We start from the raw sequence: 18053 nt of genomic DNA, 5'->3' as shown, positions 1-18053 counted from the left end.
AAAATCAGGACGCATGACGAAATCAGGCAAGAAGCTGACCCCGATGATGGAGCGGTATCTGGAAGTCAAACGCCAGAATCCAGGTACGCTCCTGTTGTTTCGTATGGGTGATTTCTACGAACTCTTCCATGAAGACGCCGAGATCGCGGCCCGTATTCTGGGAATTACACTCACCAGTCGGGACAAAACCTCCAGCAACCCGATCCCGATGGCCGGGTTCCCGCATCATTCTCTGGACAACTATCTGTATAAGCTGATTCATGCCGGCTACCGGGCCTCCATCTGCGATCAGGTGGAAGATCCGAAGAAAGCTAAGGGAATGGTCAAACGGGAAGTCACCCGGGTCGTCACCCCCGGAACCCTGACAGACGATGCCCTGCTTGATCCGCATGAGAACAACTTCCTGGCCAGCATCTATTTTGGCAAATCGAATATCGGCCTCGCCTGGCTGGAACTTTCGACCGGTCGCTTCCTGACATCCAACACGACTGCCGAGCATCTGGTTGACGAACTGGCCCGCATTCATCCGGCGGAGTGTATATTCGCCGAAGGGAATACGGCATTGCAGAATGCCGTCGGTCATCTGGACACCATGCTGACCGAGCGGCCGCCCTGGTCGTTTGCAGAAGGGGAATGCGAAAAACGTCTGCTGGAACACTTTGGTACCAAAACGCTGGAAGGCTTCAACCTGGAAGCAGGCACTCCTTCCATCACAGCCGCCGGTGCCCTGCTTGAATACGTCCAGGACACGCAGAAAAGCGCGATCCCACACATCAATCAGATCGAGCCTTACGAGCGTGGCGATCGCCTGCTGATCGATGAAGCCACCCGCCGCAGTCTGGAACTGACGCGAACCATTCGGGAAGGCAAGCGGGAAGGCAGTCTGATTTCGGTTCTGGACGAAACCGTCACCTCAATGGGAGCGCGGTTACTGACCGACTGGATCGCCAATCCATTAACCAGTCTCAAGCAGATTGAAAGCCGTCACGATGCCGTCGAAGAACTCTCGCAAAACCCGGTGCTCTGCACTGAAGTGCGCGAGCAACTTGCGAAAACCTACGACCTGCAGCGACTCACCGCACGCATCGCAACCGGGCGTGCCAGCGCACGCGACCTGAGCTTTCTGGCACAGACACTGGCATTGCTCCCCAAACTGAAAGCAAAACTGACAGGCCGCAAAGCGACACTGCTGCAGTCGCTGGAAGCAGACATCGATCTGTGTGCCGAAGTTCGCTCCGACATTGAGACCATGATCATCGAAGATCCCCCGTTAACGTTGAACGAAGGGGGCGTCATTCGACCGGGCTTCAGCGATGAACTGGACGAACTCCGCTCACTCTCCAAAGGGGGCAAAGAATGGATCGCCGGCTATCGCAATGAAGAATCCGAACGCATCGGCATCCCCAATCTCAAGGTCGGCTACAACAAAGTCTTCGGCTATTACCTCGAAGTCTCTGCCGCCCATGCCGCAAAGGTTCCCGATCACTATATCCGCAAACAGACGCTGAAAAACCAGGAACGGTATATCACTCCCGAACTGAAAGAGTACGAAGAAAAAGTGCTCAAAGCGGAAGACCGGGCGATTGAACTTGAACAGTCGATGTTCGACGAATTGCGCGAACGGGTTGCCAAAGAAGCACCGCGAACTCAGAAAACAGCGGAAATCCTGGCGCAGATTGACGTCCTGTTTGGCCTGGCGCACCTGGCAATGCACGCCGGTTACACGCGCCCCGAAATGACAGAAGATCCGGTTCTCGATATCAGGGAAAGCCGACACCCCGTGCTCGACCGCCTGCAACCCTCCGGGGAATTCGTTCCCAACGATGTGCTGCTGGGAGAACCCTATGGTCGCGTGCAGATCATCACCGGTCCCAACATGGCGGGTAAGAGTACGTATATCCGTCAGGCGGCTCTGCTGACGCTGATGGCCCAGATCGGCTCCTTCATTCCAGCCAGTGAAGCACGAATTGGTATCGCCGATCGTATCTTCGCCCGCGTGGGAGCCAGCGATGAACTGAGCAAAGGTCAGAGTACCTTCATGGTCGAAATGACCGAAGCGGCCCGTATTCTGAATTCCGCATCGGACCGAAGCCTGGTCATTCTCGATGAGATCGGGCGTGGCACGAGTACCTACGATGGGATTTCCCTGGCATGGTCGATGACGGAATTCCTGCACGACAAAATTAAATCGCGTACGCTGTTCGCGACACACTACCACGAACTGACCGAATTAACTCAGACGCTCAAACAGGCCAGCAACTGGAATGTGGCTGTCCACGAGCAGGATGGGGAAATCGTCTTTCTGCACAAAATCGTCGAAGGCTCTGCCAACAAAAGTTACGGAATCCATGTGGCTCGGCTCGCGGGTATTCCGGATCAGGTCATTCAGCGCGCCAATCAGATTCTCAGCACACTGGAAAAAGACCATTTCGATGAGAGTGGACAGACGACAATTCCGCCACGCGTCGACAAAAAATCATCGCATCAGCAACTCTCCCTGTTTGGAAATACGGCACATCCTGTTCTGGATGAAATAAGAGACTTAAACGTCGACGAAATGACGCCTCTCGCCGCGCTGGAAGAATTATACCGCATCCGAGAACAACTGAACTAATTTGCATATTTTCAAATTTACACTGCCTGGCAGTTGATCCTGTCGATATCACCTGTTCACAATATACACAACAGAAGTGCACGAGTGCTTCAACTTTGTATTTCACCAGAGAACAGGAGTATGCGATGATTTCAAATTACTATCTGAAAGTATTTGCTGTTTTACTGACAGGCGTATCCTTAGCCATTTGCTCAGTCGACTCCCTGCCGGCACAAAAGAAAGAGACGACGAAATCAGAGGCCACAGCCAAAGAGACCAAGCCTGCTGCGAAAAAGTCCAAAGGGCGGCTCCCCAATCATTATGGCAAACTGAATCTCTCCGATGAACAACGGGATAAAATTTACAAGATTCAGGCCAGCTACAAATCAGAAATTGACAGTCTGAAAAAGCAGCTCGCAGAATTGAATAAGAAAAAAGACGCAGAAATTGTCACTGTTCTGGAACCCTCTCAGAAATCAATTCTGGACAAGATTCTGGCAGAAGCGTCCAGTAAAAAAACGGCGAAGAAATAACCCCACAGGTTAACTGACTAAAACAAATGCAGGGCGTGAACCATAACTGGTCACGCCCTTTCTTTTTGACGAAGTCTCAAGCTATACTCTTTAATTATACATATAATTAACCATCTCCAGCTTTCTGAAAACCACTCACTCATGGAACCCAAACTGCCTGCATCAGTCAATCAGACTCCCGAGAGTGAGCAGACTCAACCAGAACTTTCCGTCTGGGTTCCACTGATCCATTTCCTGATCCTACTCGTTCTGTTCTGTTTTCTGGGCTATTTCGAGTGGCAACGGATTCAAGCAGACAATCAGCAACTGCCATTACTTACACGTTTTTTTCTCTATGTGAATGTTGATACCACTCCCTACTTCCTGCTGTTACTTCTCAGCCCCTTGTGCTGGTGGATCCGCCCTGCTCTGCATGTTCGATTTCTCTCCCGCACTTTAATTCCCCGATTGTCACAGGAATGGGTCAACCAGCGACAAAGTGAAAATAAACCGGATCTGTTCGCTGTCGTACTCAGCCTGCTGGTGGCGGGAACTTCGTTCACGATCAGCTGCTGGACTGCCTCTCACACCGTAAATGAGGAACTTCATCTCAAACTCGGCGACTTACCCCCCGCTTATCATGATGAATATAGCTATCTCTTTCAGGCGGAAACATTCCGAAAAGGACAGACCTGGTTTCCCAGTCACCCTGAGGCACCTGAAGTCTTCGATCAGGTTCATGTCCTGAATGAAGGCAAAATGGCCAGCCGCTATTTCCCCGGTACCGGTTTCTGGCTGGCTCCGTTTGTGGCCTGCGGAAAACCGTATCTGGCTTACTGGCTGGCGGGAGCCATCATCTCGTTTTTTATTTTCTGGTCCGGCAGAGAACTGTCCGGAAACGGGGTCGGCTTGCTGGCCGGTCTCATCGTAGCCCTCTCACCTGGCATGGCGATCTTCAGTAACCTGCTGCTGGCACATCACCCGACGCTGGTAGGCTTGTCGATCTTCCTGTACTTCTTTTTACGAATGCAAAGAACGCGTTCATTCAGCGAGGCTTTGCTGGCAGGTCTGGGACTGAGCTTCGCAATGCTCTGTCGCCCCATGACTGCAGCGGGTTTTGCACTCCCCTTTGGCATCTGGCTGGGTGTGGAAACCATTCGCTGGTACCTGAAAAAAAAGAAACATTCTTCGCCCGACGCAACACCAGAAAAGTCTGTCGCGCCCCTCATCACAGGCCTGGCCATCCCTCTGGTCTGCGGTCTGACGGTCATGTACTTTTACAATCAATCCATCACTGGTAACGGCTTAAAAATGCCTTACCAGCTTTACACAGACATCTACACGCCACGCCATGTGTATGGCTTCGATAATGTCGTGCGGGGAGAACAGAAGCTCGGTCCGAAAGTCCTGGAGAACTATGATAAGTGGGCCGAAAATCTGACGCCTGCTTTAGCTGCCTCGAACGTTAAAAACCGACTGCTGGCCAGCCTGCAATGGACACTGGGACTGGTACCGCTCGCGCTGGCCGGACTGCTCTTCCTGATCACCGAATGCCGACGCTGGAGTCGCTGGTGGCTGATTTTTGCTTCCATCGTCTCTCTGCATGTGGTGCATATTCCCTACTGGTACGACGGCATCATGCACTGGCATTACGTGTTCGAAACCGGACCTCTATGGGCACTCCTCTTTGCGCGGGTGACTCAGACCCTGTTTCGTATCTGGCATCAACTCGAGCGACCTCTGATGTGCTGGCTCTGGGCCGCCATGATATTAATCGCCTTTGCGACAAATCTGATCGCAGTTCCTCCGCTCTGGACCGTCTCCAAGCTGGAAATCGTGGTCAACAATGTCGCATTCTCCCGATTGAAACATTACTGGTTTCAAATGATGCTGAAACACCATCCTTATATGCGACAACGTGCGTTGGTACTGGTTAAGCATGATCCCTCTGACAGGCACATCGATTATGTCATCAATGATCCCCAGTTAAACACGCCGGTCCTGACAGGCCGTTACCGTCCCGAGCAGCATACTCCCGCTCAACTGCAGTCGATGTTCCCGAACCGCACCTTGTATCTGTTCGACGTTGCTCAAAACCGGCTCAATCGCTGGAACGGCCGTTCCTGGGATCCTCTCTGACAATACTTGATGACTTGAGCGCATCACATTTAACGATAGCGTCTGTCAATCTAATATACTCGAACCAAATGGACCTGGAGACGCTACAGTAAAACTGGACACAGTCTAATCCCTGATTTTCAGTTTGATTTCATCAGAATTGGCTTTCAGTTCCGGTGCATACATTCCGTACCCTTGTGTGGGCAGACCACTGAAGTGACCTGGAATTTCTGCCCGCAGGCGATAACTCAGGCTATGCGTTCCGCGCGGCAACTGACGCAGATAGTTGACCACACGGTCATCACGAAACTCCTGATAGGCCCCCAGGCCGTTCCAGGAATAGCCACTGCGCAGGTCGACCGCTTCCAGCCCCGCCGGCCGGAAATCTTCGAAGACCAGGTACTCGTAATCGTTTTTGCTTTCGAATATCAGTTCTACTTCGATCAGGTCTCCACTGGTCAGTTCTGTTTCATGCTCAATGGCCTCACGTCGGTATTTTTCAACCCGCTGATCAACGGCCTGACCTTTTGAGCCAGAGGTCTTTATGGAAGCTTCTTCCGGAATCAACCGGTAATACTTTCGTTGTACTTTGATCTCCAGTCCTGTTGCGGTGATGAAATCTTCCTTCGTGAAATTCGTCACGTACGCGTTATAATACAACGGCCCATTCCCCTGTTTGCGGATTTCCAGTCGATGGGCACCGGATGTCAGTGCTGCTCCTTCAATCACCAGTTTATTATCGAAGGAGAACAGATTCTCAGCGTTGATCTGAACCGTTTTCTGCTTCTGCCCATCCAGAAAAATATCTAACGTCAGATCAGGCTGATCCTCTCCACTGGCGGACCAGTATTCTGCTAATGCTTCAATCGCAATCGCAGTATCGGAAACGGAGTTCCAGTAAGTCGCATGCTTGCGATTGTTCAACAGATACTTGACGAGTTGCGCCGCCTTCGGATTCTGCGGATCAGTTTTTGAAAGCAGCTTTAAGTAGTACGCGTTGGCTTCGACTTCACTGCCGTACCAGTGCCACCAGTAATTACTTTCAGGTAGATTGAGATAAGCGGTCTGATTTTCCGCATCCTGAACCAGGTATTGATCCATATTATTGACGATCATCGTCAGGCGTTCCTGATTTTTCAGTTCATGCGATGCCAGCCCCAGCATTCCCAGAGCATAAACCGAGAGTTTGGTCCGATCCCGATACAGGAAATCGTACATCTTCTGATTCGTAACCCCCTGGTTGACCAGCACGAGAAACACGTACGCATCCAGATTGGAAGCCGACGTTTTATATGGTTTTTTCTTTGACGGAGCATTCAGCAGTTTCTGCAGTTCTTTCTCCTGATAGTTTTTCAACCATTCAATCCCCCGTTCCAGAGTACCGGGGACGAGCGCCACATCGTTCTGTTTGGCCAGAGCCAGCCCCTGGACGATTCGTGCGGTGAAGTAGGGGGAAGAACGTTCCTGCCAGCCGGAAAACCAGCCCCAGCCTCCATCAGCCAGCTGCATACTGGTTAAATCAGCGACCCCCTGCTTGACGATTTGCTCTACCTCCGACTGGCTGAAGACCGGATTCTGATCATAGCGTTTCCACTGTGCGGCCCGCTTCTGATCGTCGTCAATCTCCTGTGCATTCAGATTAGTCCGCTTCTCCTCAATTTCTTTCAGATTTAATCCCATCCGTTTGAGAATATTCTGTGTCATTACCGTCGGCAGAAAACGATACAGTGTGCAGTCGGTTGTTTTATGGGGTGAATAGACCAGGTAAGGCAGAGCATCGACCATCGCTCCCGCCAGTGAGGGTGAGTAGCGGAGTTCCAGTCGACTCAGTTCCGCTTTGCGTTGATCGGGAACCTGAAAACTGATCTCGGCCTGATCTGCATCACGGCGAATCATACCTGTGAAAGACTCTGTTTTCAGAATACCATGCACTTTCACCGGGAACGTCATCTGCATCGCATCAGACTCTTCATCGGTTAACGCTTTCATGCGAATCACGGCAAAGCCGGGACGAACCGCTTTCACACGCCAGTCGATCCGTTGTTCGCCGTTGGCGTCAATCGTGACTGTCTGAGTAGCATCATCCAATGGTTCCAGAGTGTCCCCATCCAGTTCCAGAACGACTTTCACATCTTTGGCAGTCTTCAAGTAATTATGTACGTTCGCGCTCAATACGACCTCGTCGGTCTCCGTAAAGAAGCGAGGGGCCTGCAAACGCAGAATCAGATTTTTGCGTGTGACAACCAGTTGTTCTCCATCACCAACGCGGGCCCCCTCTCCCATTGCCCAGCTGCGAATTTTCCAGCTGGTCAGGTTTTCGGGCATTTTGAACGAGACTTCCGCCAGGCCTTCGGCATCAGCCGTGATCATGGCATTCCAATAGGCAGTATCAGCGAAGTTCTGGCGCACGACAGGCTCGATCACAGCGGAGGAATCGGCCGGCGCCGCTGCGTCCGCCATCACCGCTCTGGCTGCCATCGGCATTGCCAATCCTTCCATTACCATCCCCTCTTTCATACCTGATTTCCTCATAGCACCTCCACCGAAGCCTCCCCCGACTGCCGCATAATTCGGGTACCGCGACTCTGATTCCAGGGAGAGATTCCCAAAGGCACCTATCACCTGCATCCCCACTTCCTCGGGACGTAACAGATTGTGAAAATAACGACTCAGACTTTCGGATGTTGACGGATGATGAGACCGTTTCCACTTCCAGAAAAACGATTTGATATCACTCACATTGGAACCGCCACTGATATATTCCACACTCTTGTCATAGACGCTGACCACCAGGGACCCGGGAACCGGTTTCCCGTCCACGTCGGTCACCTTCAGTTTGACTGTCGCTTCTTCGCCCGGCAGGTATTCGCTCTCGGAAGGTTCGACTTCCAGATTCACGACCCGTTTTTCAGGTGGTACTGCGATTTCTCTGGCAACCGTATGCACGGTTCCCTGATGAACGGTGACCGCTTCGACAAAGAAGTTGGGCATATCGTTCTTCGCGATATCCAGTTCATAAACCGTACTTTTACCTGCCAGCTTGAGTACTTTCGGTTTGGAATAAACTCCATTCACAGGCCGAATGAACAACAGGACCGTACTGCCTGGCTGATTCGTATTGATGAGCAGTTTGACTTTTTCGCCCGGTTGATAATGCTTTTTCTCAACCACGAGTTCCAGATCATTGAAACGGTATTCCCTGCCATCAAAGCCTGCGCCACGGATGGAAAACAGGCTTCCCCCTTCGATCTGATTCCCTTGTCTGTCGGTCACCGTATAAGCAACGCGATATTGCCCCGCCTGGGTCGCTGCGATTTTCTGACGGGCCGTACCATCTTCCGCAGGATCGAGGTCCCACTCCTGAACTGCGGTCTCTTTGGGTTCTCCCTGTTCATTGTAGGAGATGCGATACAGGACCAATTTGCCCTTGCCTGTGACTGGTTTGGAATCCAGTGTCTGGGCTTTAAAAGAAGCATTCATCGTATCGCCGACCTGATAATAACCTCGGTTCATCCAGCTGAAGACTTTGAATGGCTTACGCGAAACGAGCACCGATCCCTGCCCGACAATCGTTCTCCGTGACTCATCAACAACTTCCGCCGTGATTTCGTACTTGTGATCCTGATCACCGTGAATCGCTTTTGCCAGCGCGGTATCAATTTTGATCTCGACTTCCCCGTCAGCGCCAATCTCCACCGTATTGGAGAGCACCACTTCCGGCGGTGGTGAAGGACGATGAATCCACCATGGTCCGGGCGCGATACACCCCCATTTACCCCAGCCAGGATACCAGGTGTAATCTCCGGAGAACCACCAGTAACCGGAACCATATAACCAGTCCCAGGGATCGTAAGGATACCAGCGTTGATTGTAGGCTGTTCGAGTGACTTTGTATTTGACCTGCCCATTCACCACCGGGCTGCCGAAATAGTATTTCGCCTTGATTTTTGCGGTGACAACATCACCTAAAGCAACAGGTTCATCGGGAGCTTCCACCAGTACTTCGAATTCCGGCTTTTTATATTCTTCTACTCGAAATGAAATATTGGAAGCGATTCTGGGTTTCCGCCGGACGCCTGGCTGCTGAGGTGAGACAACCGTAACATTCAGATGATAAACGCCCAGATCTGCATCTTCTGGAATCTCCCAGCTTCCCTGACAGCCACCATATTCATCTGTTTTGAGTGTTTTATCAAAGACGGTTTTGTTATTTTTCCCGATCAGTTTTACGTTCACATTATAATTTGCAAATTCAGAGTCCTCTGCCTTCGTCAGATCATAACCCACATTCCGTACCCAGAATTTATAGTCGACTTTCTGTTTGGGGCGATAGACGGGGCGATCCGTAATCCCATAAATCTTAACCGCATGCAATCTCTGGTCAGATTGAGGTGAATACCAGAAACGATCATATCCGCTGAAGGCAAATCGCCCATCGGCTGTCCGGGCGATTGTGATCCACTGGTAGTTTTTTTCCAGCTGGGATTCCGTGGGGAATGCCTGGCCGTTTTCGTCGGTTTTTTCTGCGAAGTTAATGGTCTGCGTCTGCTGTTGATTTCGACCGACATTCGTATGTCGATAGCCAAAGAATTCCAGATTCGCCCCCGCCACCGGTTTACCGCTCCGGGCATCAGCGACGTAATAACAGGTCTTGTCTGACATTCTTTTGTGAATGATCGCCGTATCATCCAGCCAGACAACAATGCGGCTGGTATTTCCATCCTGCATTTTGGCAACCAGCAGGTACGCACCCGCGTTCTGCAGCGGTGTGGTTACCGTGACGTGCTGGTCGCGATGCCCGGATAACGGTTTCAGGTCCAGGCCCCAGCGTGAGACCAGGGCTCCCAGATATTTTTTCTGTTGATTGTGAACCAGTCGATACCCAAGATTCGAAATATTGGCCTGATTCCAGTCCAGCCTTTGAGGATGTGATTTGAGATAGTTTTTGACATCGGTCAACAGTTTTTCGACATGGATCTGATAGGCTTCAAACTCCACACGCGTTCCATTACGAAATCGATAATCAACCTCGGCTCCCTGCCCGGCGACCTGCGCCTGATTCGGATCAAACTGACCCCAGTTCCCCACAATCTGATTCAAGTGCTGCTGTTTATTCTGACCCGGGTCGCCGTATACCTGAATATTCTGCTGCAGGTACTTTGCCGCCTGGGGATACTGTCTGCGATTCTCGAAGATACTGGTTAACTGATTCAACGCATTTTCGCCCGCACTGCTTTTCCCCAGTTCAACCACACGCTGATACAGGCGAATATAATTCAGATCGTCAGGCAGATTGATCCGCTGAATGCCTGTCGCCAGTCGAGTTAACGTTTCCGTTTCCTTGAGGCTCTCCAGCGAGTAGGGATTCACCTGTTCTTCCCCCTGTGGATCCTCGGTACTACTCTGCTGGTAAAAATAATGCATAAAATTCCGCAGCGTCTGGACACCAAACTGACTGCGATTAAAATCGGCAATCTGCAGAATCACCTCCGCTTTTCTCGCTGGCTTCTGTTTCATGGATTGATCGAGCATCCACCGCCAGCGTTCCCCATCATTTTTCGCCGTTTCAAATGAAGCGGGAACCCGGTAATAGACGGGATTACCGGCATCGTCCACGGGCGCCCCCTCGGGGCCTCCACTCGGACCTCCGCGAAAGAAGCTGCCGGGTTCGGAACCAACACTCTCAAAATCCGGAGATGCATTCAGGTCTGTCAGAATCTGCAGTTTCCAGGCATTCTGGCCCTGACGACCGGACATATAGTATTCTGCCGCGTTGAAAAAGATATTAGATGCCAGCTCTGAATCATTGCTGTTCTTTAATTGCTCAATCGCCTGATGCATCAGCTTCAGGGCAGTCAATCGGTCCTGCTCTTGAGTATCGATATAGCGTCCTCCCCCTCTCTGATGTCCCCGATAAAACTTGCCGTCAATGATGTACCCATAATTCTGACCCTGAATGTAACTCTCGGCCAGCTTCCAGAGTACCAGCGGCTGATTCTGGTGTGCACTTAAAACAGCATCGCGGAATTCATCCATCTCATTGATTCTGTTTAATCGTTGCAGGCACTCTATTCCGTTCTGTAAGTCATGCACGACTCCCGAATCAATAATACCGGGTTGTACCGCCAGTTTCTGGTAGATCTGCCAGGCATCCCGATAATTCCCCTGTTTCTGATACGTCTGAGCCAGGGAACGGGATTCCGTGACGCTTTTCTCATCAGCGAAGAGATAAACGCCCAAAGTCGTCAACAGGATTAAAAAGAATGCGGCGGCGCTGCTGCGAAGTGTTTTGAGCGAAAACATGGTGAAACCTGTATATATTGATGGGATTCAGTTTTGAATATCAGATGGGATCATAATACGTTACGTCTGTTTGACGAGACAGATTTGCGTTCAGTTCCCGGAATTCTCATAATTTTAAACGAACTACACGAGAACGAGGTATGAGAAACATTCAGATTACTGCATAATCCGACCTCAACAGCATTTGATTCCCCTGTATCATGCCTGAAAGCGCCGAAGAGACAGATCAATGGATTGGATAACAGCAGCCCTGTCGCTCTGTGGCTACCTGATAACCCTGGCTTTAATCCCCAGCATCCTGTTGAAGAAAAACCGCCACACGATTTCTACGGTCGCGTGGATCCTCACCATCATTCTTCTGCCCGGTCTGGGGGGAATCATCTACCTGTTCTTTGGAATTAATCGGGTCCAGCGCAGATCGCTCTCAAAGGAGAAAGCGAACCAGTCACTGGCACCGAAACTCCCCCAGATTGTACAGAACCAGTTGCTCTCCAATGAAGAGTATCTCCCCATCAACCAGAGTCTGATGCGACTGGCACAGAATACCAGCCATACCGTTCCCACCTTCGGAAACCATATTGAGCTGTTGACCGACACCAACAGGACACTTGGTTTAATCAAACAGGCAATCTTAAACGCCGAGCATTCATTACACCTGGAATATTACATCTGGCAACCCGATAAGTCAGGCACATTACTTCGCGATCTACTGATAGAAAAAGCCCGGTCTGGTGTCGAAGTCCGTTTTCTCTATGATGGCCTGGGTTCTTTTGGCCTGGGTAAGAATTTTTTCAAACCGATGCGGGCAGCCGGGATCAAGATTGCACCGTTCCTCCCGGGCGCTTCCATTCGAGAACGCTGGTCAATCAATCTGCGTAACCATCGCAAGATTGTCATTGTAGACGGCAAGACGGCTTTCACCGGAGGAATGAACATAGGTGATGAATACCTGGGACTGAACCATGACCTTGGGTTCTGGAGAGATACACACCTTAAGATTGAGGGACCGGAAACTCTGCAACTCCAACAGGTCTTCGCTGAAGACTGGTTTTTTGCCACCGGCGAAGCGTTAACACAGCCGGAATATTACCCCCATCCCGATCCGACTGGCACTGTGACAGCCCAGACGCTGCTGTCAGGCCCGGAAAAAAATGCCGATGTGTTTTTAACCATGATGTTTGCTGCCATCAACGAAGCACGAGAAAGTATTGTGCTGACGACTTCCTATTTCGTCCCCCCCGAATCACTGACCACCGCCCTGGAGTCAGCAGCACGGCGCGGGGTTCACGTCAGGCTTTTGCTATCCAGTAAGTCAGCCAACCCTGCAACCGTTCACGCTGGTCGATCCTACTACGATCCGCTTCTGGACTCTGGTGTGGAAATCTTTGAATATACAAAGGGAATTCTGCACTCGAAGACTTTAACCATTGATGACAGCTGGTCGCTGGTCGGCACCCCCAACTTTGATTACCGAAGCCTGATCCTGAATTTTGAAGTTGGCCTGGCTGTCTATGATCGTAAATTTGCACAGCGTTTGAGAGAATCCGTCGAACAGGATTTCCTGAACGCTGCTAAAATCACACATTCAGACTGGAACAGTCGCAGCAAATTCGTAATTCTGAAACAGAATCTGTGTCGATTATTTGCCCCTGTGATGTAATGCCAAAGTACGTCTAAGGCAACTTGTGTCGATACTTGTCTGAGGCACCTTCAGGCAACGTTCCCAGATATCGGATGAGCTGAACCGCTTCCGCTTTCGTCAGCAGATTCAGCAAGCCGTCCGGCATCGCAGATTTTTTAACAGGGATGATTTCATCGACGTCCTGTTTTTTAATCACCTGTCGCTTACCATCCTCCGTTAACAGCAGGATCTCATCCTGCCCTGCGGCCCCCATCATTCCGGTAAATGTCTTCCCCCCCTGAGTCACTATCGTGAAAGTAGGGTATTCCTCCGAGACGAAGTGTGAGGGAAACAGGGTGGCCTGCAGGACTTCTTTCTGTTGAAACCGACGACTGACATAGGTCAGATCAGGACCGATCTTTTCTCCCTGCTCTCCAAAACGATGACATTTCACACAATTCGCTTTGACATAGGCCTGCGCACCGAGTTTCAGATCGAGCGTGGCTTTTGTCTGCTGCTGCAGTTCTGCCAGGAGATCTTTATACTTCCAGCGACTGTCGGCTGGTTCAACCGGCAGCACAGCCGGAAGTTCGTCGGGATAATTTGATGCAAACCAGTCCTGCCACTGCTGCATGAGCGGATGTGTGGAATTACTTTCCGATTGGAACTGCTGCCCTGTCCAGTGTGTTAACAGTCTGTCAGCGATCTGTTGCCCCTCGGCATCCTGTTCCAGACCGACCAGGATTGCCTGCCTGATCCACTGCGCTTTATTGGAACGACGACGAAAACGAGTCAGCGCACGCATCACTGCTTTCGCCTGATCTCCTTCGATGACATTCAGTGATCGAACCAGTACGCGCCAGTCGGCATCACGTCGCTGGTTTTCTTCTGCATACCAGCTGATGGCTTCGGCGATATCATTTCTCCGCTCCGGATAAGATTCAAACAGTTCATGCAGATAAATGAGTGTGGGTTCATCTGCGATCCGTGCCATCGCAATCAGTAAAGCATTCAGCTTACGTTTCGATTCTGCATCCGCTGGTTTCTGGTTTTGCAGCTTCAGTTCCTGTTCGCGCAGCGCGGTAAATTCAGCTCCCGTTAATCGATCAAGTGGCTCACCTGCCACCATAATCCGATAATCACCCTCTGCGACTTCCTTCAGAACCGTATCTTCCAGGCGATCGATTTTAAAATTGATCGCGGGAGATTTGGCCTGGCAGAAATCTCCAATCCCGCTACACACCAGCCCCAGAATAAGAGTCCGAAACAGTATTATTTTATTGAGGCTCACCATCAGGAATGCCTGCTTTCATTTGAAAAGTTGAATGACAACGGAATTATAATCTTACAGAAGATCACCGGCTTCACACTATGTTCATTTCCGGTTTTTGTTTAAAATTGGTACAGGTATCTCATCACTCCTTTGAATTTCAGGGACGAATCATGGCAGACAGCAAGTCCATTTCTCAGCGTATTTCCCGAATCGGTTTTCAGACTCTCAGCATCATCCTTCTCGGAATCATCTGCTGGAGTTGTTCCTCAAATAAACCCACAGAAACACCTAAAACTGAAGCACAACCTGAGGCCACATCAGCGGAAAAGAAGCCTGAAAAAACAGCTGACATCACGCTGACGTTAAGCGATGCGGAAAACTTCGAGGAACTTCTGGCGAAGCAAAACGGAAAAGTGGTCCTGGTTGATTTCTGGGCAACCTGGTGCGTCCCCTGTGTCAAGAATTTTCATCACACCGTTGAATGGAATCAGAAGTATGCCGATGAGGGGCTCAGTGTCATTTCAGTTTCAATGGATGAGTCGGACGAAGAAACTCAAAAAGCAGTCCTGGAGTTCCTGAAATCAAAAGACGCGGACTTTACCAATATTCTCGCAACGGCAACCGACGATCAGGATCCCATGGATACGTTTGAAGTTGATGGAGGGGCCCTGCCTCATTACCGGGTTTACGATCGCAGCGGTAAGCTGATCAAAAAGTTTTCTTTCGCCGACCCGGACCAGCAGTTTACGCAAGAGGATATTGAAACCGCCATTCAGGAAGCTCTGAAACAGAAGCCTGAATAATCCAGAACCTGCAGTGATAAGTGAAGTCCATGATACGTAAACTCTGGTCGACCTGCGTGGATGAGGTCATCGGCTTCTACCTGCTGCACTGGTTCTTCTATCATAAAAAACAGCCTCTGATCATCTCGGATGTTAAGCAAGAGACGCCAGGACTGTTCAGCGGCGACCTGCATACCTTCTTTTCACCAGTGCCTGAGCCGGCACGATTGGAATATCGATCAGAGCTGCGCCCCACTTCGGAGGCGGTATTTCCTGCGGCAGAAGTACAAGACTTTCAGTTCCCCAGTTCAATCCAGACCGGTTTCCCCGAGAATGATCTGGTGAAGGGACGGCACTGGAAATCCACGGCTACTGCAGCAGATGCAAACTCCGATCTTCGTTATACCGTGGTAGCAATCGACGGAATCGTTCAACTGGGAGTACGCAGTTTTAACAGACTCGCCCGTCGGTTGACACCCGCTGGAATCGACGTCGTCATGCTGGACAGTCCGTTCAACTATCGAAGAACTCCGCCGGGCTACCGTCCCGGTCAGCTGATTGCCGGCGGAAACCTGGACCATCAACTCTCCGTCGCCAGGCAAGGCCTGCTTGATCTCTGGAGCCTGATTCTTTCTCTGCAATCAGAAGGACGCCAGGTCGGCCTGATGGGAATCAGTCATGGTGCCTGGATGACATTGACGGCTTCACTTTTAATCGAGCAACTTGAGTTCGTAATGGCCATCACACCTCCCGTAGACCTCTTCCACATTCTTGATGAAGGGGGGACCGTGGTCAATGCTATCCGTCGCGGGATCAAAGAGTCTGACTTCAGCGAACAGCAACTCGAACAGATTTGCCAGCCGCTGAGAATTCCGCTCTGGAAACCGAAACTCGCTGGTTCTGCCATTCATCTGCACGTGGCCGACTACGATCGGTTTGTCCCACCATTTCGAATCGAGGCACTGGCAGAGCAGTGGCACACAAAGGTGACGCATCATTCTCTGGGACATATTGAAGCGACGACCGGCCCTAAAGTTGTCGCGCAGGTCGCAGAAGAAATTCTTCAATTCTGGAAGTTTCCTGCAGATTCTATTGCTGATTCGACCATGAACCAGACGTAGTACCTGACGAGAAAATGCAACCGTTACAATCTGTATGACCTGTATTCTTTCAATTTGAATTCTCACAATTTCGTCAGTTTCTGTTGAAAAAAGGCATCATGTTGTCAGCGGGCAACTTATTCTCTCAGTAGAGACTCAGGTGTGGATTACGTTATTACTTTATCCGAAGTTGGGTTCTCCAGCGGGCCAGTTCTTTTATCTTCCTGTTAGATAAAAGTGGTTCATCCGTCTCTTTGGTGATTCGTTTTTGTTCACAACAAAACGAAAGTTGATCAGGAGGAGTCACGATGCGGGTACGAGTTCGCGATTTGATGACCGTTAATCCGGCCAGCGTTTGCCTGGGAACAACACTTCAGGCCGCTGCGGAGCAGATGATTCAGGCAGAAGCGTCTGAAATATACGTGGTAGACGAATTACGAAGACTGGTGGGAGTCGTTCCCGAATACGATCTTCTCAAATATCGCCTGACACATTACCACCTCGAAGCCCCCATCGATTCTCTGATGTATGTTCAGATTGAATCGCTTTCCCCCGAAGACGATGCCCTGCAACTCGCACCTCTCTTTCGTGATCGACGCAACAGCTGTATGGCCGTCACCGACAATGGCAAACTGGTAGGAAAACTCACCTGCCGTGATCTGTTTCGAGTCATGCTCACGCTTGATGCGATTGACGATCCTGATCAGACATCGGTTCAGGACACCTCAGACACAGAGACCATACACTCATCCTCGTCCCCGATTAACCCGCCGCACCTCCCCCGCTACGGCACACCAGTCAACCGACTGCAGCTGAAAGTCAGTTCCGGTAATTAACGGGCTGCAGACGGATCAACCCTGGGCTTTCAGATCAATGCCCATATCAGCGAACAGAAAGATCATATCATCCCAGACGTTCTTCTTCGCGGAAGGATTCCGCAGCAGATAGGAAGGGTGATAGGTACACACCACTTTAGCCCGCCCGTATTCGTAGAAGTCTCCCCGCATTTTTCCGATTGGCAGATCCGAGTGCAATAAATTCTTCGCCGCGACAGAGCCCCAGCAGACGATATAATCCGGGTCCACAATCTCAATCTGCGCATCCAGAAATCCGCGGCAGTTCGAAGCTTCCTGATCGGTAGGATTCCGGTTTCCCGGCGGACGGCACCGCAGAATATTGGCGATATAAATCTCGCTGCGCTTCATCTGACACGCTTCGATAATTTTATCCAGCAGCTTCCCTGCCCGGCCGACAAAGGGTTCTCCCAGCTTGTCCTCATCCGCTCCCGGCGCTTCGCCGATGAACATGATTTTAGCACTTGGATTTCCTACGCCAAACACAGTCTGGGTCCGTGTTTCAGCCAGTTCCGGACATTTTCGACATTTTGATACTTGAGTCGCGATAATATCCAGTTCTGCCTGGCGATCGCCTTTGTTCATTTTCGATTTCGTTGTTCGAGGCACACTCATTTCCTTTCGAGCTTGATCCGACTCCTGGGCCGGCTCCTCTGTCATTGCGCTGACTTGAGGCTGCGGTACATTTAATGGCTGGGGAATCGGAGTCGCAGTCGCAGGCTCAACTGCTTGAACCGGGATTTCCGGAACCGGTTCCACAACAGATGCTGTGACGAGAGACTCCAGCTCAGCGGGATCGAGCTTACGTACAGAGGTCACACCCGACCGCTGCCAGCTTTCCAGCAACTGTCGGACCGCGCGCTGCGAGCGTGTCTTTGCATCCTGATTCATCAGCTT

At 50.9% G+C, this 18053-nt stretch carries 10 protein-coding genes; 7 read left to right on the top strand and 3 right to left on the bottom strand.

Annotated elements, in window-relative coordinates:
- Positions 1-13 precede the first annotated feature (13 nt).
- The 3 genes from mutS to ACN0YN_RS00660 all read left to right on the top strand — a co-directional run bounded on the left by mutS (position 14) and on the right by ACN0YN_RS00660 (position 5244).
- On the top strand, positions 14-2614 hold the full coding sequence (mutS, locus tag ACN0YN_RS00670; RefSeq protein ID WP_417383043.1) for a DNA mismatch repair protein MutS: 2601 nt from the start codon (positions 14-16) through the stop codon (positions 2612-2614).
- Between the two features lie 125 nt (positions 2615-2739).
- Positions 2740-3126 (top strand): hypothetical protein, encoded by a 387-nt coding sequence (locus tag ACN0YN_RS00665; protein ID WP_417383042.1) that lies wholly within the window; start codon positions 2740-2742, stop codon positions 3124-3126.
- Between the two features lie 141 nt (positions 3127-3267).
- A complete protein-coding gene (locus ACN0YN_RS00660; protein WP_417383041.1) occupies positions 3268-5244 on the top strand; it encodes an ArnT family glycosyltransferase in 1977 nt (658 codons plus the stop codon).
- Positions 5245-5349: 105 nt separating this feature from the next.
- Here ACN0YN_RS00660 and ACN0YN_RS00655 read toward each other — a convergent pair whose 3' ends face one another.
- Positions 5350-11526 carry an alpha-2-macroglobulin family protein gene (locus tag ACN0YN_RS00655; protein WP_417383040.1) on the bottom strand — a complete coding sequence of 2059 codons (6177 nt, stop codon included), beginning with the start codon at positions 11524-11526 and terminating at the stop codon, positions 5350-5352.
- Positions 11527-11755: 229 nt separating this feature from the next.
- Between ACN0YN_RS00655 and cls the strand changes: the two genes are divergently transcribed.
- Complete coding sequence (gene cls / locus ACN0YN_RS00650) at positions 11756-13186, top strand: cardiolipin synthase (RefSeq protein WP_417383039.1); 1431 nt, start codon at positions 11756-11758, stop codon at positions 13184-13186.
- A 13-nt stretch (positions 13187-13199) separates the two neighbouring features.
- Here the strand turns inward: cls and ACN0YN_RS00645 are convergent, their stop codons facing one another.
- The gene (locus tag ACN0YN_RS00645) at positions 13200-14441 is read right to left on the bottom strand and encodes a c-type cytochrome (protein WP_417383038.1); all 1242 of its coding nucleotides are present in this window, start codon (positions 14439-14441) and stop codon (positions 13200-13202) included.
- Between the two features lie 149 nt (positions 14442-14590).
- On the opposite strand from ACN0YN_RS00645, the gene ACN0YN_RS00640 reads away from it, so the two are divergent.
- The 3 genes from ACN0YN_RS00640 (at position 14591) to ACN0YN_RS00630 (ending at position 17138) form a co-directional block, all read left to right on the top strand.
- Complete coding sequence (locus ACN0YN_RS00640) at positions 14591-15223, top strand: TlpA disulfide reductase family protein (protein ID WP_417383037.1); 633 nt, start codon at positions 14591-14593, stop codon at positions 15221-15223.
- A gap of 29 nt (positions 15224-15252) precedes the next feature.
- The gene (locus ACN0YN_RS00635; RefSeq protein WP_417383036.1) at positions 15253-16323 is read left to right on the top strand and encodes a hypothetical protein; all 1071 of its coding nucleotides are present in this window, start codon (positions 15253-15255) and stop codon (positions 16321-16323) included.
- 287 nt (positions 16324-16610) lie between these two features.
- On the top strand, positions 16611-17138 hold the full coding sequence (locus ACN0YN_RS00630) for an HPP family protein (RefSeq protein WP_417383035.1): 528 nt from the start codon (positions 16611-16613) through the stop codon (positions 17136-17138).
- A gap of 15 nt (positions 17139-17153) precedes the next feature.
- On the opposite strand, the gene ACN0YN_RS00625 is transcribed toward ACN0YN_RS00630, so the two are convergent.
- Positions 17154-18047 (bottom strand): uracil-DNA glycosylase, encoded by an 894-nt coding sequence (locus ACN0YN_RS00625; RefSeq protein WP_417383034.1) that lies wholly within the window; start codon positions 18045-18047, stop codon positions 17154-17156.
- Positions 18048-18053: the final 6 nt, after the last annotated feature.

The sequence above is a fragment of the Gimesia sp. genome, assembly GCF_048260065.1.
In the GTDB taxonomy this organism is placed as follows: domain Bacteria; phylum Planctomycetota; class Planctomycetia; order Planctomycetales; family Planctomycetaceae; genus Gimesia.
The sequence above is the reverse complement of the archived record's forward strand: the minus strand, read 5'-3'. Positions and strand labels throughout refer to the sequence as shown.

What these genes read in the sequence shown, in the direction of transcription:
- mutS (WP_417383043.1), top strand. Translation starts at nt 14, where the DNA reads ATGACGAAATCAGGCAAGAAGCTGACCCCGATGATGGAGCGGTATCTG.
- ACN0YN_RS00665 (WP_417383042.1), top strand. Translation starts at nt 2,740, where the DNA reads ATGATTTCAAATTACTATCTGAAAGTATTTGCTGTTTTACTGACAGGC.
- ACN0YN_RS00660 (WP_417383041.1), top strand. Translation starts at nt 3,268, where the DNA reads ATGGAACCCAAACTGCCTGCATCAGTCAATCAGACTCCCGAGAGTGAG.
- ACN0YN_RS00655 (WP_417383040.1), bottom strand. Translation starts at nt 11,526, where the DNA reads ATGTTTTCGCTCAAAACACTTCGCAGCAGCGCCGCCGCATTCTTTTTA.
- cls (WP_417383039.1), top strand. Translation starts at nt 11,756, where the DNA reads ATGGATTGGATAACAGCAGCCCTGTCGCTCTGTGGCTACCTGATAACC.
- ACN0YN_RS00645 (WP_417383038.1), bottom strand. Translation starts at nt 14,441, where the DNA reads ATGGTGAGCCTCAATAAAATAATACTGTTTCGGACTCTTATTCTGGGG.
- ACN0YN_RS00640 (WP_417383037.1), top strand. Translation starts at nt 14,591, where the DNA reads ATGGCAGACAGCAAGTCCATTTCTCAGCGTATTTCCCGAATCGGTTTT.
- ACN0YN_RS00635 (WP_417383036.1), top strand. Translation starts at nt 15,253, where the DNA reads ATGATACGTAAACTCTGGTCGACCTGCGTGGATGAGGTCATCGGCTTC.
- ACN0YN_RS00630 (WP_417383035.1), top strand. Translation starts at nt 16,611, where the DNA reads ATGCGGGTACGAGTTCGCGATTTGATGACCGTTAATCCGGCCAGCGTT.
- ACN0YN_RS00625 (WP_417383034.1), bottom strand. Translation starts at nt 18,047, where the DNA reads ATGAATCAGGATGCAAAGACACGCTCGCAGCGCGCGGTCCGACAGTTG.